Origin of the sequence: Trichodesmium erythraeum IMS101, assembly GCF_000014265.1 — a bacterium.
In the GTDB taxonomy this organism is placed as follows: Bacteria; Cyanobacteriota; Cyanobacteriia; order Cyanobacteriales; family Microcoleaceae; genus Trichodesmium; species Trichodesmium erythraeum.
Map to the genome: position 1 here is coordinate 2811265 of NC_008312.1, position 14373 is coordinate 2825637.

Below are 14373 nucleotides of genomic sequence, written 5' to 3' on the forward strand. Positions count from 1 at the left end.
TAGCCTAATAAAGCGATCGCTCCTGCCAAAACCAATCATGTTGAAGGAGCGATCGCCTTTATCCTTTAAGTGCTATATTTGAAGCATACAGGCTACACTGAAAGTATAAAATATAGGTTCTAGTAAGCTTAAAAAGCTTATTTTTGTTATAAACTATGAATAATTTATTGTTCTTAAAACCAGGAAATTTAGTTGCTCAACTCGGTTTCTGTGTAAGTTATGACTATATTTTTTTTAGCCTAGTCTAGTACTTTGCAAATATATCCGCTTCAGAGTATTAATATCCCTAGATGAAATAGGAGGAGGTTCTGCCACCTGAGAATAATACATAACATCAGTTTTCTCAGGACTATGACCCCAAATACCCAAAGCATGACCAAACTCATGACGAGCAGCAGCAGGCAGATATTTACCTACTTGCATAGGACTCAACCAAATCACAAAATTATGAGATAAAATACCATTCTCATCTTCAGATAACTGATAGCGAGCTTCTGCCGAACGCGCTCTTAAATTTCCTGCTCTCAGAGGAGGTCGCTTGTTAAAAATTTTAATATCAGCAACTTCTGGGCTATCTACCACTTGCAAAGGTAAATAAATATTCCATTCCCAAATAGCATCTACTACAGTCTTAACCCATTGACGAGAGCGAGACTCATCATTATCAGAAGATTCGACATAAACCTTGATCGGAAATTGCGACCAAATTAGATAACCTACATCCTGAACTTCAATTTGATCAAAATAATCACCACTACCACTAGGGTCTTGCCATTGTGCCAAAGTTTCTGGTAGAGGATAAACTTTCAGAGAAGGTAAATTTTGAGGAGTAACTGCTGTAGTCGGAATTGAAAACAAAAAATAGAAAGCTACCATCCAAATAGCAAAACCGAAAAAAAAGAACCGTAAATAAACCGATGCTATCTTGTTAGTAAACATTATACCAAGCTTGAGAAGTGTTTGTTAAAGAACTACTCAGAAGTCAGCACTTAGCCATCAACTGTTTTGAACAAAATACGTCTACGCCAGTACCGGGTTTCTGGGTTCCTCTGTGTAAGTCCTGAAAATATTACATTCCTCTTCAAGTCTAAGAGCTTCAAGAGGGATACCGAGATATTTGGGAAGTCTATTAGCCAGCGTCAGCTTAACGCCACTTTTAAAGGTTGGCAGTATTAATTAAAAATTCAACTACCAACCTTCTCAATTTTACCCGAGTTTTTATTGAGCGAGTTGATCCTTAAGATGCATTTTTAGCTTTAGCTTCCACAGTTTCAACATCTTCAGATTCTTGAATCATTGCTATCGTTTTCTTCTTGTCTAACTGAAACACTACAACACCTAAAGGAGGCAAACATAAATCTAAAGACTGTTGATAATCATGGAAAAACCAATCATCAGTCCACTTACCACCCAAATTACCCATATTGCTGCCACCATAGTTACCAGCATCGCTATTAAATATTTCAGTATAAAACCCTGGTTCAGGTACACCGACGCGATAATGACTATGAGGTTGAGGAGTAAAATTACAAACCGTTACCACAAAATCCTTCCCATCTTTAGCGCGACGAATAAACGACACCACACTATGATTATTATCATTGCAATCTATCCATTCAAATCCTCCCTCATTACAATCTTGTTCATACAAAGCAGGTTCAGAACAATAGAGATGATTCAGATCCCGGAAAAATCGTTTCATTCCTTGATGAGCATCAAATTCGAGCAAATGCCATTCTAAATCACCCCAAACATCCCATTCACCCCACTGAGGAAGCTCCATCCCCATAAACATAGTCTTCTTACCAGGATGAGTAAACATATAAGCAAACAAGGCCCGGACATTAGCAAATTTCTGCCAATTATCTCCAGGCATCTTACCCAAAATACTGCTCTTGCAATGTACCACTTCATCGTGAGACAGAGCCAACATATAGTTCTCAGTATGGTGATACCAAATACTGAAAGTAACATTGTTTTGGTGGAACTGTCGGAACCAAGGGTCCATCTCAAAATAGTCCAGCATATCGTGCATCCAACCCATGTTCCACTTAAAGTTGAAACCCAAACCACCAACATAAGTAGGCCAAGTCACCATAGGCCAAGAAGTAGATTCCTCTGCAATAGAGAGAACACCAGGATAGTAACTAAAAAGCAAATGATTAACTTGACGGAGGAAATCAGCAGCTTCAATATATTCTACACCTCCGTATTTGTTAGCAACCCATTCACCATCAGGTCTCATATAGTTGTGGTAGACCATAGAAGCAACAGCATCTACTCTGACACCATCAATATGATATTTGTCAAACCAGAAAAGTGCATTTGCCGCTAGAAAGTTACGAACTTCATTACGACCATAGTCAAATACTAAAGTACCCCATTGCTTGTGTTCACCTTTGCGGGGATCTGGATGTTCATAGAGGTGAGTGCCGTCAAAGAAAGCCAAACCATGTCCATCTTTAGGAAAATGTCCGGGTACCCAGTCTACAATTACCCCAATACCATTTTCATGACATTTATCCACGAAATACATAAAGTCTTGGGCACTACCATAGCGAGAGGTAGGGGCAAAAAATCCTGTAACCTGATAACCCCAGGAACCATCAAAAGGATGTTCTGCTACAGGTAACATTTCAATGTGGGTATAGCCCAAATCTTTAACGTAAGAAACTAGACGATCTGCTAATTCGCGGTAGGTAAGAAAACGGGCATCTGGCCTGAGTTCCGAGACTTGAACTACAGGCTCAGTTTCCCCATTAGGTAGTTTAGCTGGTTCATGAGCAGAAGCATGAATCCAAGAACCAAAATGGCATTCATAGACGGAAATAGGTTGAGTGAGTGGGTCAGTATGGCGACGTTTCTCCATCCATTCTTGGTCATTCCAAGTATAAGAGTCTAAGTCAACAACAATGGAAGCAGTTTTGGGTCTTACTTCTTGTTGATATCCATAGGGGTCGCTTTTTTCATAGATGTGTCCTTCCCAGTTTTTAACCTCATACTTATAGCTTTCTCCAGGGCCAATATCGGGAATAAATAATTCCCAAACTCCTGTATGTCCTTTGCGCATTTGGTGTTTACGACCATCCCAATAGTTGAAGTTCCCTAAAATTGAAACATTACGAGCATTGGGTGCCCAAACAGCAAAGTAGACTCCTTTAATTCCATCAACTTCGGTAATATGCGCTCCTAGTTTTTCGTAGATGCGGTGATGGTTTCCTTCTCCAAATAGTTGAAGGTCGAATTCTGTGAGTTTTGCAGAGCGAAAAGCGTAGGGGTCATGGATAACTCGTTCGTGTTCTCCTTCTTTGATTTTAAGTTGATAGTTGGCCAGTTTTGGGGTGTTGATGACACATTCAAAAAAATGAGGGTTATGGACTGACTGCATTGGGTACTCTTTGCGGTCTATCGGAGAAATGACAGAGACAGCTTCAGCACTTGGTTGGTATGCTCGGATCACTGTCATAGTTTTGCCACTGAGTTCTATCTGGTGAGAACCCAATACTTGAAAGGGGTCGTGATGGTGATTCCAAGCTATTTGGTTAACTTGATCAGCAGATATTGTCATTTTTGTCAATATATATATTTGTTAACAATTAATTAAGAATGCTACCATAATTGGAAAGATATACTATTATATTATGTCAACTAGGTTGACATCCTCCCCAACTGCACTCCTATGAAATAAGCTATTTCTTAATCCATTTTTTTTAGTAGTTTGGACGCATAAATTTTTTGACTATGTACGGACGCTCTTATGCAAAGTCCCTACCGTAGCAAAAGTTTTAATCCTATTACTTATAATACCTACTAAATTATCAGTTACAGATAAGCTTTCTTGATTGATTTCTACTACAAGACTCTGAAAATAGCTATTAGTAAATACCTATTCGCAAAATTTTTGGTTACTTTTGCTGATGATGGAATGAATGTTGACGTCCTTTCCGGCTTGAAGGCGCGGAGATTTCTACTAAGCTTTAGATCCTTAGCTGGTTGACGTTTTATCGGCTATTGATCTACCCCTATTGCTCCCCTCGGACCAGGGAGATGCTGGTGGCTTAAGCTTCCCTCCACGTCCATTTTTTATCTGGTGACTGCCCGCCCGCGAATAATAATATATTTATTACTGCGTTTTGCAAAAAGGTCCTGTTTAGCTCCACAGTTGAGACATTCCTATTCTCTCACTGAAAGGTCTATTTTGCCTGCGGCTGAAACCATAGTATGAGGATATTTTGGATGCTGGATCCCTGAGACTAATTACTCTGAAATCACGATCATATTTGTCGCTTTTCCTTTTAGAAGTGTTCTAAATTTTCTCCAACCTTAAATATAATATTGCTCTGGATCATTTGCAGTTTTTTACCATATTAGAAACATTTAAATCTGCTAAAACTATTACTTGGTTTTTGTCTTTTATTTTAGGAGATAATTTATGCAGAAAATCTATCTTAGTATCTTTCAATTTTCTATGAAATTTATCAACTCTAACCTGTACTTTTTCATATTGTTTAGATGTTTGAGTTTTCCTGCGATAATGACTTACTTAATTTACCCCTTTTGAAGCTCCTCTAAAAAAGACTATTTTTTATCAGTTTTTTAACGGTTTAGGACCATATTTTTTTTGAATATAGTCGCCCTAGAAGGGTGAAGCTTTAGAGCAAATTTTTTAGTAATTATCTTAAAAAAAATAATTTTAATTTTTCCAATTTTTACTAAATAAACTTTAGTTAACCAACTTTAAAAACACTTTTTTTAAATCTTGTAAATTGTTTTAGCTTTCTACTTTTCAACTTAGGGGTTTTTATGAATTTGCATTTTATTTACCCCTTTTATTGATTTTAAAAAGTTTTTATATACCTGGTTTCAATCATTTAAATACTGCTGCAATGAGATACAAGAAATCTCTAACAACTATCCTCTATCTTCAGTTTTTTTTGCTTGAGTAATTAGCTATTTTGACAAATTGTGATAGACATTATTTTTTCTATCCTAGTTTTTATTTTTCCTGGTAGAAGCCTAAGCTATTATTCCAGATTAAGTGAAAACACTCAAACAATTGTATGAGTTTTGTCGTTTTATATTTATGTTTTTTGTGTGCACTTCATATTTATACCTAGCCTTCATATTTTACTTGGTTTTAGCATGGATAGTAGAACTATAGCATAATAAGTTTGATATGCAACATAATTAAAAAAGGAGACATTCTGTTTCACACTTAAATATAAATTTGTTCTGGATAACTAAATACAGAAAAAAGTACTAAGAAAGAAAGGACTAGAGTTGATCAAAGATTTCTGGGAAACTGTAGTTAGTAAAAATAATTTAAAATAATATTAGAGTTTAATGTGGAGGTTGATTATATTCATTTAGCTATAGGATACTCGCCAAAATTGCCAGTATCTCTCAGATAATAAACCGCTAGTAAACCACCATCTGAAGAGTTAATAGTAGATTTTATGGAGCAGGAAGATACAAAAAACTCAAAAAAACTAATTTGCTCAATGGATCCCATCTTATTTTGCGCTTCCATTGGAGGCGCACCTCTGAAAATTATTAAAGATTACATTTGGCATTAATTGTCCCCCACTGAAGGACTATCCCTGATCAGAAACTTCTGAAAATTTTGTTGGAAAAAGGGAGAAAGAGTATAATTAACAAGGGGAACTAGTTAAGTCTTTAAAAAAACAATGTGCTTAACATAACTTGTCTATTTTTTCAAGTATTATGTTCAGAAAAATCTTGATAAAGCATAGCTAAAAGGGGGAAGTTTGATACCCATTTTTTTTATTTACCTTTTTATAATTATAATCTTAAGTATTTCTGAAACGATTGATAGCTATGAAACTAAATTTTTTGTTTCAGATAAATAACATAAATATACAAATTATGAAAATAATTTTTAAATGATTTTTTGACTGTTTAACTGCTTAGATAGAGATAAATAGAATTAAATCAAAAGAAAGTCTGTTTAATGAAAAATATTACTTTGTAAGGTGAGACAAATATTTTAACTGAAATAGGATAGCTATATTAGTATTCTTATTGATATAATTTTGGCTGCAAAATTTTTTATCTATGAAATAGAAGCAAAAATATTAATCAAATAGTTTAGAAGTGGATAAATATAAAAATTAAAAATTTAATTATAATGGCAGGTTACAACACATATTTAGTAGTAAATACTATTGTATTTTAAATTATATAGATTTCAGTATAGGTACACTATAATGGTCGCAGTTAGAAGTTCATTTCCAACCATAAGCAATAAGTCCACAAAAACTAATTTTTCTGTTGCCTCAAAAAAATCAGTTTCCCCACACAAACCAATAGAAAAAAACTTATCTGGTGGTAACTATACCTCTCAAGAGGGTAAAAACTTACACAAAATTCAAGAGCAGAACCTGGCTCAAGTTATCTCCCTACCACAGTCCCAACCACTTTGGTTAAAATCTTTGATGGTGACACAATTTACTTCGTCCATTGTTACGGTATTATTGGCTACTGCAAGTGTGGCCTTTTACGGCTTAACAATTGCTGGCCAGTCTAAATGGACGATAGAATATCAAGAGTTAGAAAAACTTAGAAAAAAAGAACAGGAGATAAGTGTTGCTAATGAACTATTAAAAAATTACATAGCTGAACAGGCATCAACTTCTGAGAGTAGTATAGCTGCAAAAGATTCTGTAAATAGAATATTTTTAGAACCAGCACCTCCACGTCCTGCTCCTAATGCTCCTCAGCCTTATCTAGAATCTAGTTCAGCTCATAAATATTTTTTCAACACACCAATAGGATATTGAAGTTGAACTTAGTACTTAACTATCAATACTATCAATATATATGTTGGAGTTGTTGGGAATTAAACAAAAAAATGGCTAAAATCTAAAATAAGTCACGGTTCATATCATAGTGTTTTCAGGTATAAAATACTGAAAACTTTATAGAGTAACTTTTTGAGCATTTTAAATTTTTCCAGACCTAACAACTCTATTACCTAAAACTTGGGTTTAGAGAAAACCAAGCCATAAAGCCATAGTACTGGAAGATTTAGAAATAAAACATATGCTCAAGGATCACAAGCCAGCCTCATACCCTTTGATGGGAGGGTAACAAAAGAGATGGGTAGTGATGCTAACTGCGGAGAAATAGTCAGGCCACTAGAGTACTTTGGGAAAGGGAATTAATCAAAATTGATGGATATTTTACTAGTTCCAAAGGTTGCTCTAAATGTGGTCATGTAGTAGAAAAATGGGTGGGGCTCGAAGGCTAGTAATACTGCTAAAAGGCAGGTAAAGTAAGCTTTCTATGGCTCATTTTTACAAGAAGGCTTCAAATATATGGCCAGTGAAAAGCTCTTATATCTTTCTTGTATTCTTGGTGGTCAAATTTCATCGGTCCTATTGTTGGGTTGAGGGCATAAGCCATACAGTAGAAACTAAAAATTAAGAGGATGGACTAACTACTTTAGAATTGGACTTACAAGATATTTAGGAAACTGGATATGTTTTTGTGGAAAATACTATGGCCTTGAATGAGGATCATTGAGATATGATTTTCTAGTCAATTCCCTAATGTTTAATAACTGATGTTATACAAAAATAGAATTAGTTCTTGATTAATGGTTCAGCTCTCAGGTATGAGGTTAAGGGTTGCAAATTTGATAAGTTAATAAGGTCTTACTAGCAAATCTATTAATTTTGGTCTATTAAATAACTATAACTTTTTACGTCAATAATTTTCAAAGTTTGCTCTCTACCACTAAACCTACTCCTTTGTCGGCGCCAGATTATAATTAGTAAATTATTATTCTAGTATATAGCTTATAGTCAGATTTGCCTAGGTAATTTTCTAACTCGAAGGGAGTAAAGCGATCAAAACTACTAACTATCTTTGCTCTCTACTACTAAACTAGCAAACCTGAAACTACTAAATTAACTTTTATGATCCCCTATTATTATAAATAAAACAAATGGCTTCTTCTGACTCTTCTTCAAATTCTAAACTTCGTCGTAGGTATTTAAAGCGCAAACAAGCGGAAAAATTTAGTTCTCATCTTAAAAATCAAAGATATCAAGATGAAATATATTCTGTTAGAAATAATGATCACAAATTAGCTTCAACTCCCCCTGATGAAAACTCTGAAAAATGTAGAACATCTAGGCTTTACCAAGTCTGGGTGCTTCTGATGTTGGGCTTAGTAGTATTAATAACTAACCTATTTCGTTTACAAATTTTGCAAGGAAAAGAATTACAAAAGCTAGCTCAAAAACAGCATACCATAGAATCAAATCCTTTTATTCCCAGACGACCAATAGTTGATAGAAATGGGAATCTTTTAGCAATTGATCAAATAGCATATACTCTCTATGCTCACCCTAAAATTTTTAATCGCCAAAAACAAGAAGTTGCTAATAAGTTGTCAACTGTTCTAGAAGGAGCAAGTTTAAAGAAAAATCTAACTTCTAATGATTTACTTCAAATGTTTCATCAAAGAGAGACAGGTATAAAAATTGTTGAGTATATACCTCAAGAAACTGCTAATAAAATTACTGATCTATTTATTGATGGCTTAGAATTAATTCAACACTCACAACGGCTCTATCCTCAGAAGGAATTAGTGGCGGAAATTGTAGGATATGTAGATGGAGAAAGCAAAGGTCAAGCTGGAATTGAGTATAGCCAACAAAATCTTTTAGAGCGCTCTATGGGAGCAATCAAATTTCGGCGCTTAATTAAAGGTGTTTTGGTACCTGATAAACTAACTAGGGGTTTTTTGCAGTTAGATGACCTTTCCCTTCATTTAACTATTGATTCTCCGTTGCAACGATCAGTACGAGCTATTTTACAAAAACAGTTAGAAAAGTATGACGCCAAGCGGGGTACTGTCATAGTGATGGATGCTACTGATGGTTCTATATTATCTTTGGTCTCGGAACCTTCTTATAATCCTAATAAATACTATAATTATGATGTGACGTTGTTCAAAAATTGGGCTGTAACGGATGTTTATGAACCTGGTTCTACTTTTAAACCAATAAATGTGGCTTTGGCTTTGGAGGTAGGAGCAATTGAAGAAGATAGTGTATTTTATGATACAGGAAGGATCAGGTTTGATCGTTGGTCTATATTTAATTCTGGTGGTGGCGGCGGCGCCCGAACTGTGACTCAAATTATTCAACATTCTAGTAATATCGGTATGGTTAAAATTGTTGAAGAAATGCCGCGCGCTGTTTTTTATGATGGTCTCAAACGTTTGGAACTAGATAGTATTACTGGTACGGATTTACCTTTTGAGGCTGCTAATATTTTGAAGGGTAGAAACCAGTTTTTAATGGTGCCGGTGGAAGCAGCGACTACTGCTTTCGGTCAGGGGTTCTCTCTGACTCCTTTGAAGCTAGCACAGTTACATGCGGCTTTGGCAAATGGGGGAAAGTTGGTGACGCCTCATGTTGTTCGTGGATTATTTGATAGTAAGAAGCAACCATATTGGCAGTTGCCAATGCGGGAACCTAAACAGGTTTTTTCTGTTGATACGACGAGAAAAGTTTTGGCAATGATGGAAAAGGTGGTTGAGAGTGGTACTGGTAAAAGGGCTAGACTACGTGGATATCGCATTGCTGGCAAAACTGGTACGGCGCAAAAGGCTTCTGATACTGGAGGTTATTCTGATGATGCTCGAATTACTAGTTTTGTGGGTATTTTGCCAATGGAGTCTCCTCGTTATGTGGTTTTGGCTGTTATTGATGAGCCTATTAAGGGTACTGGGGGAAAGGTTGCTGCTCCTGTTGTTAAGTCGGTGATTAAGTCTTTGATTAATATTGAGCAAATTCCTCCTTCTTCTATTAGGTCTAAGTGAGGTTAAGGGTTGAATGTTAAGGTTTTTTAAAGGCTGTAGTAAAACTGCTATGTATTGAGTTATTATGATTACATTGATATAAGTAATTCAAAAAACGAACCTAGGAATAGGAAAAAAATCAGTTGTTATTGCTAGCTTTTCTATGGCTTTTAGAATGTCTGCTTAATATGCTCAAGCAGCTGTTCTAAGTTTTGATTTTAATAGCGGATCAAGTAATTCATCTGGAGGTGACTTGGTTTTTAGGGAAACTAATGGATTTCAAGTGACTTTTTCAGATGATCACTCAAATGGATATTCTGGGGGTAATGCTGACTGAGTACATGTTACAAATAGAGGTTATGGCAATGTTAAAGTTGGTCATCCAACGCTGACCTCAACTATTTTGGGGGTTAATTTTTTTTGGTTTCATTGCTGTGAGTTGGGGCGGTAATTTGTTTGGTTTCGTTCTTCAACCCCAACAACTTTTACTAACTAAAGGTTATTCCTCCTCCTCCTTCTATCTTGTCAATAAAGACTTGATTTTTAACGTCTCCACCAGCGGCATTACCTTGTTGTACTGTTATTGCGTTGCGAATATTCTCTTGTGCTTCTAGTTGTATTTTTTCCTTTCCCTCTGCGGGTAAACCTTTGCCTCCACGCAATAATGCTACGGGAAAATCTTCTGTTTGGGAAAAGTCGAATATGGGGGTTTGTTCTCCCCCTTGTTGTTGAGCGCTTTGGGGAACGGTTTTTCCTACATGGTGCATTAGGTTGGAAAGGGTGACATATTTGTCTCCTGGTTTGTTGTCTCCACCTTGTAATGCTTCGAGAAGGTGGTATGTGTAGATGCTCATTGTTTGATCTGAGCGGATCCATGATAACTGGTATCCTGTGGATGAGGTGAATACTGCCCGTCCTGTTCCTTTTTTTAGGTCTTCTATTAGGTTTTTGGGGAGGGCGGTTTGACTGAAGTTTTCGGGTAAGTCTAGTTGGTCTGTTTCTTTGGCGGTTGCCATTCCTTGGGCGTGACAACTATCTATAATTACTAATAGTTTTTGGGCGGATATTTCCTGGAGGGCGTTGTTAAAGTCTGTTGCTGGTAATGCTGTTTTTTGTGTTTTTTGTAGTTTTATGGGGCTGGTGTCGTGGGGGATTAAATAATATTTTTCGGTTGATTTATCTAGCCAACCATGACCGGAATAATAGACTAATATTGTTGCTTCTGGGTCGTTTTTTGCTTGTTCTTGGAGCCAGTTTATGTTGTTTAAAATGTTTTGTTTTGTTGCTTGTTCGTTGCATAGTAGGCGGAGATGATTTTCGTCGTCTATGTAACTGCAGAGGTCGGGGTTTGTGAGGAATGATTTGATTGCTTGAACGTCTTTGACTGTGACGGGGAGTGACCAGTCGGGGTATTTGTAGTCGCCGACTCCTATTAGTAGGGCGTAGTTGTGAGAAAGTGATTTAGACATGGGTATTTTGGGGGTTGGTTTGTAGTATTGGAGCCGTTGTTGGATGGTTTGAATAATTTTGATAATTTTATATAAATCTTGTTTTACAAAACTATCATTTTGTAGTTTTTTTGTCAACTTAATAATTGTGTTTTCTGAACCTATTTTACCCAGAGCTTCTGCTACATGGTCGCGCACCCAATAGTCTGAGTCTTTTAGGAGTGGAATTAATTGTTCAATTGCTTTTTCCGAACCTATTTCACCCAGAACATATGCTGCTCTCGAACGCACAAAAGAGTCTGAGTCTTTGAGGAGTGGAATTAATCCCTCAATTGCTTTTTCCGAACCTATTTCACCCAGAGCATATGCTGCATTGCGACGCACATTAGGGTCTGAGTCTTTGAGGAGTGGAATTAATTGCTCAATTGCTTTTTCCGAACCTATTTTACCCAGAGCTTCTGCTGCAGTATAACGCACATTAGGGTCTGAGTCTTTGAGGAGTGGAATTAATTGCTCAATTGCTTTTTCCGAACCTATTTTACCCAGAGCTTCTGCTGCAGTATAACGCACATTAGGGTCTGAGTATTTTAGGAGTGGAATTAATTGCTCAATTACTGTTTCCGAACCTATTTCACCCAGAGCTTCTGCTGCATTGCGACGCACATTAGGGTCTGAGTCTTTGAGGAGTGGAATTAATTGCTCAATTGCTTTTTCCGAACCTATTTTACCCAGAGCTTCTGCTGCAGTATAACGCACAAATTCGTCTGAGTCTTTTAGGAGTGGAATTAATCCCTCAATTGCTTTTTCCGAACCTATTTTACCCAGAGCTTCTGCTGCAGAAAAATTCACAGAAGAGTTTGAGTCTTTTAGGAGTGGAATTAATTGCTCAATTGCTTTTTCCGAACCTATTTCACCCAGAACATATACTGCACTATAACGCACAAATTCGTCTGAGTCTTTTAGGAGTGGAATTAATCCCTCAATTGCTTTTTCCGAACCTATTTTACCCAGAACATATACTGCTCTCGAACGCACAGAAGAGTCTGAGTCTTTGAGGAGTGGAATTAATTGCTCAATTGCTTTTTCCGAACCTATTTTACCCAGAGCCTCTGCTGCAGCATAACGCACATATTCATCTGAGTCTTTTAGGAGTGGAATTAATTGCTCAATTGCTTTTTCCGAACCTATTTGACTCAGAGCAGATCGTGCAGAAAAATTCACATTAGGGTCTGAGTCTTTTAGGAGTGGAATTAATCCCTCAATTGCTTTTTCCGAATCTATTTTACCCAGAGCCTCTGCTGCAGCATAACGCACAAAAGAGTCTGAGTCTTTGAGGAGTGGAATTAATCCCTCAATTGCTTTTTGCGAACCTATTTTACCCATGGCATTTGCTGCACTCCAACACACAAAAGAGTCTGAGTCTTTGAGGAGTGGAATTAATCCCTCAATTGCAGTTTCCGAACCTATTTCACCCAGAGCATATGCTGCACTCCAACGCACATATTCATCTGAGTCTTTTAGGAGCGGAATTAATTCCTCAATTGCTTTTTCCGAAGCTATTTTACCCAGAGCATGTGCTGCACTCCCACGCATATACTTGTCTGAGTGTTCTAGAAATTGAACCAACCTCGGAACAGTAACCTCCGACATCGTTAACCCAGCCAACACAACCTTCGCCAACCCAGGCAACTCCAACCCATCAACCTCAGCAAACGCCGCTTCCTGAAACTTCTCTTTTACCTCACCCACCAACCTCGCCCCCAAAAACCAATCTACCTCCAACGCCAGCCTTACCACCCGCACCGCTAACACCTCATCCTCAACCAACCCCAACATCAACGCCACCACTTCCGTCCACTTCAAATAATTCAAATAATCCCACTGCAACTCATAGTCACTCAAACCAGACAACTGCGACGACAACCTTTCCGCCGCATAATACTCCTGCAACAACTGATGGCGAAACGAAATCTGACCATCATCTCCCACCTGGATCAAATGATACTCCAACAGATCCTCCAACCAACCCATGGCACAGTCAGTCGGAGCCACCACCTGCCCTCGCAAAAAGTCCGCCAATACATCTTCAGCCTTTTTCCGAGGAATAGCAACCATCATCTCAGTTTTCGACCCCCCAGTTGTCATCACCCACGCCAACTCCTGCAATAACCGATCCCACCAACGCCGAGAACTTTCATCAACCAGAACATCCTGCTTAATACGACCACTATAAGTCTGAGTAAAACCACGAAATACCAACCCCAGATGAGCAGGTATGACCTTGTTATAGTCAAACACCGAACACAACATCAACAAAAACATCGGAGTTTCCCCCAACTCCCGCAACCTCCCCTGTAACTGTCCCCACAAATTTTCACCCTGTTCCGGCAAATAAGCACAGACAAAATCCTGCATTTGAGATTCTGTCAGGGGCTGCATTTCCAGCTTTTTCTCAATCCGCAAGTCTCCCCCCAGACTCAAATCTCGGGTCGAAAACACCATAGCAGTTTCTGGGTAGTCTTGCCGGAACATTCTCACCTGTTGTCGCGCCTCCTCCGACGCCATCTCATTAAACCCATCAAATAGCAGCAAAAATTTACCTTGAAGCAGCAAACTTTTCAGAGTCTCTTCATCTATATATGTATTGTGGTTGTGCTTATCAATAAAAGCTTGAATTCTCGAAAGTACAGAAGATTTACTGTAGCGCAATTCTATGAGAATAGGAATTTGGCCATTTTCCCCAGACCAGACCTTATGTGCCTCCTCCAACAACAACCTGGCCAAAGCAGTAGATTTTCCCGACCCCGGTCTTCCCACCAATAAAACATGATTAGCCGCATATTTCCGTAAACCCTCCAAAACCGTCAACCGTTCAATTTTCTCTTGTGGGTCTTTCCCCTGCTTTTCCTCCGACTTAACCCTTTGTACCATCAAACCCAAATCGAAAGAAGGAAAAATATTTTGCCCTTGCTCATGGGGCTTTTTTCCCGCCACATCCGTCAGAGTATAAACCTCCCACCAACGGTCATACTCTCGGCAAACTGATTCTAGATAGGGCCCCCAATTGATCATATTTAGAATTTAGAAGTT

5 protein-coding genes and 1 pseudogene are annotated in these 14373 nt (G+C 37.8%); 2 read left to right on the forward strand and 4 right to left on the reverse strand.

The features are described from left to right. Nucleotides 1-234: 234 nt before the first annotated feature. The 3 genes and pseudogenes from TERY_RS08610 to TERY_RS32745 all read right to left on the reverse strand — a co-directional run. Nucleotides 235-939, reverse strand: coding sequence for a matrixin family metalloprotease (locus TERY_RS08610; RefSeq protein ID WP_011611467.1), 705 nt, complete (start codon nucleotides 937-939; stop codon nucleotides 235-237). A gap of 298 nt (nucleotides 940-1237) precedes the next feature. Beyond that, complete coding sequence (gene glgB, locus TERY_RS08615) at nucleotides 1238-3568, reverse strand: 1,4-alpha-glucan branching enzyme (RefSeq protein WP_011611468.1); 2331 nt, start codon at nucleotides 3566-3568, stop codon at nucleotides 1238-1240. 777 nt (nucleotides 3569-4345) lie between these two features. Continuing rightward, nucleotides 4346-4519, reverse strand: a pseudogene (locus tag TERY_RS32745) (transposase); the annotation flags it as partial. A gap of 1708 nt (nucleotides 4520-6227) precedes the next feature. On the opposite strand from TERY_RS32745, the gene TERY_RS08620 reads away from it, so the two are divergent. Together TERY_RS08620 and TERY_RS08625 are read left to right on the forward strand one after the other, a co-directional pair. Beyond that, the gene (locus TERY_RS08620; RefSeq protein WP_011611470.1) at nucleotides 6228-6800 is read left to right on the forward strand and encodes a hypothetical protein; all 573 of its coding nucleotides are present in this window, start codon (nucleotides 6228-6230) and stop codon (nucleotides 6798-6800) included. Nucleotides 6801-7969: 1169 nt separating this feature from the next. Continuing rightward, nucleotides 7970-9856 carry a penicillin-binding transpeptidase domain-containing protein gene (locus TERY_RS08625; RefSeq protein ID WP_011611471.1) on the forward strand — a complete coding sequence of 629 codons (1887 nt, stop codon included), beginning with the start codon at nucleotides 7970-7972 and terminating at the stop codon, nucleotides 9854-9856. Nucleotides 9857-10323: 467 nt separating this feature from the next. Here the strand turns inward: TERY_RS08625 and TERY_RS26245 are convergent, their stop codons facing one another. Further along, nucleotides 10324-14355 (reverse strand): HEAT repeat domain-containing protein, encoded by a 4032-nt coding sequence (locus TERY_RS26245; protein WP_011611472.1) that lies wholly within the window; start codon nucleotides 14353-14355, stop codon nucleotides 10324-10326. Between the last annotated feature and the right edge of the window lie 18 nt (nucleotides 14356-14373).

Excerpts from the sequence above, each read along its gene's own strand:
- TERY_RS08625 (WP_011611471.1), top strand. The coding sequence starts at position 7,970 with ATGGCTTCTTCTGACTCTTCTTCAAATTCTAAACTTCGTCGTAGGTAT.
- TERY_RS26245 (WP_011611472.1), bottom strand. The coding sequence starts at position 14,355 with ATGATCAATTGGGGGCCCTATCTAGAATCAGTTTGCCGAGAGTATGAC.
- TERY_RS08620 (WP_011611470.1), top strand. The coding sequence starts at position 6,228 with ATGGTCGCAGTTAGAAGTTCATTTCCAACCATAAGCAATAAGTCCACA.
- glgB (WP_011611468.1), bottom strand. The coding sequence starts at position 3,568 with ATGACAATATCTGCTGATCAAGTTAACCAAATAGCTTGGAATCACCAT.
- TERY_RS08610 (WP_011611467.1), bottom strand. The coding sequence starts at position 939 with ATGTTTACTAACAAGATAGCATCGGTTTATTTACGGTTCTTTTTTTTC.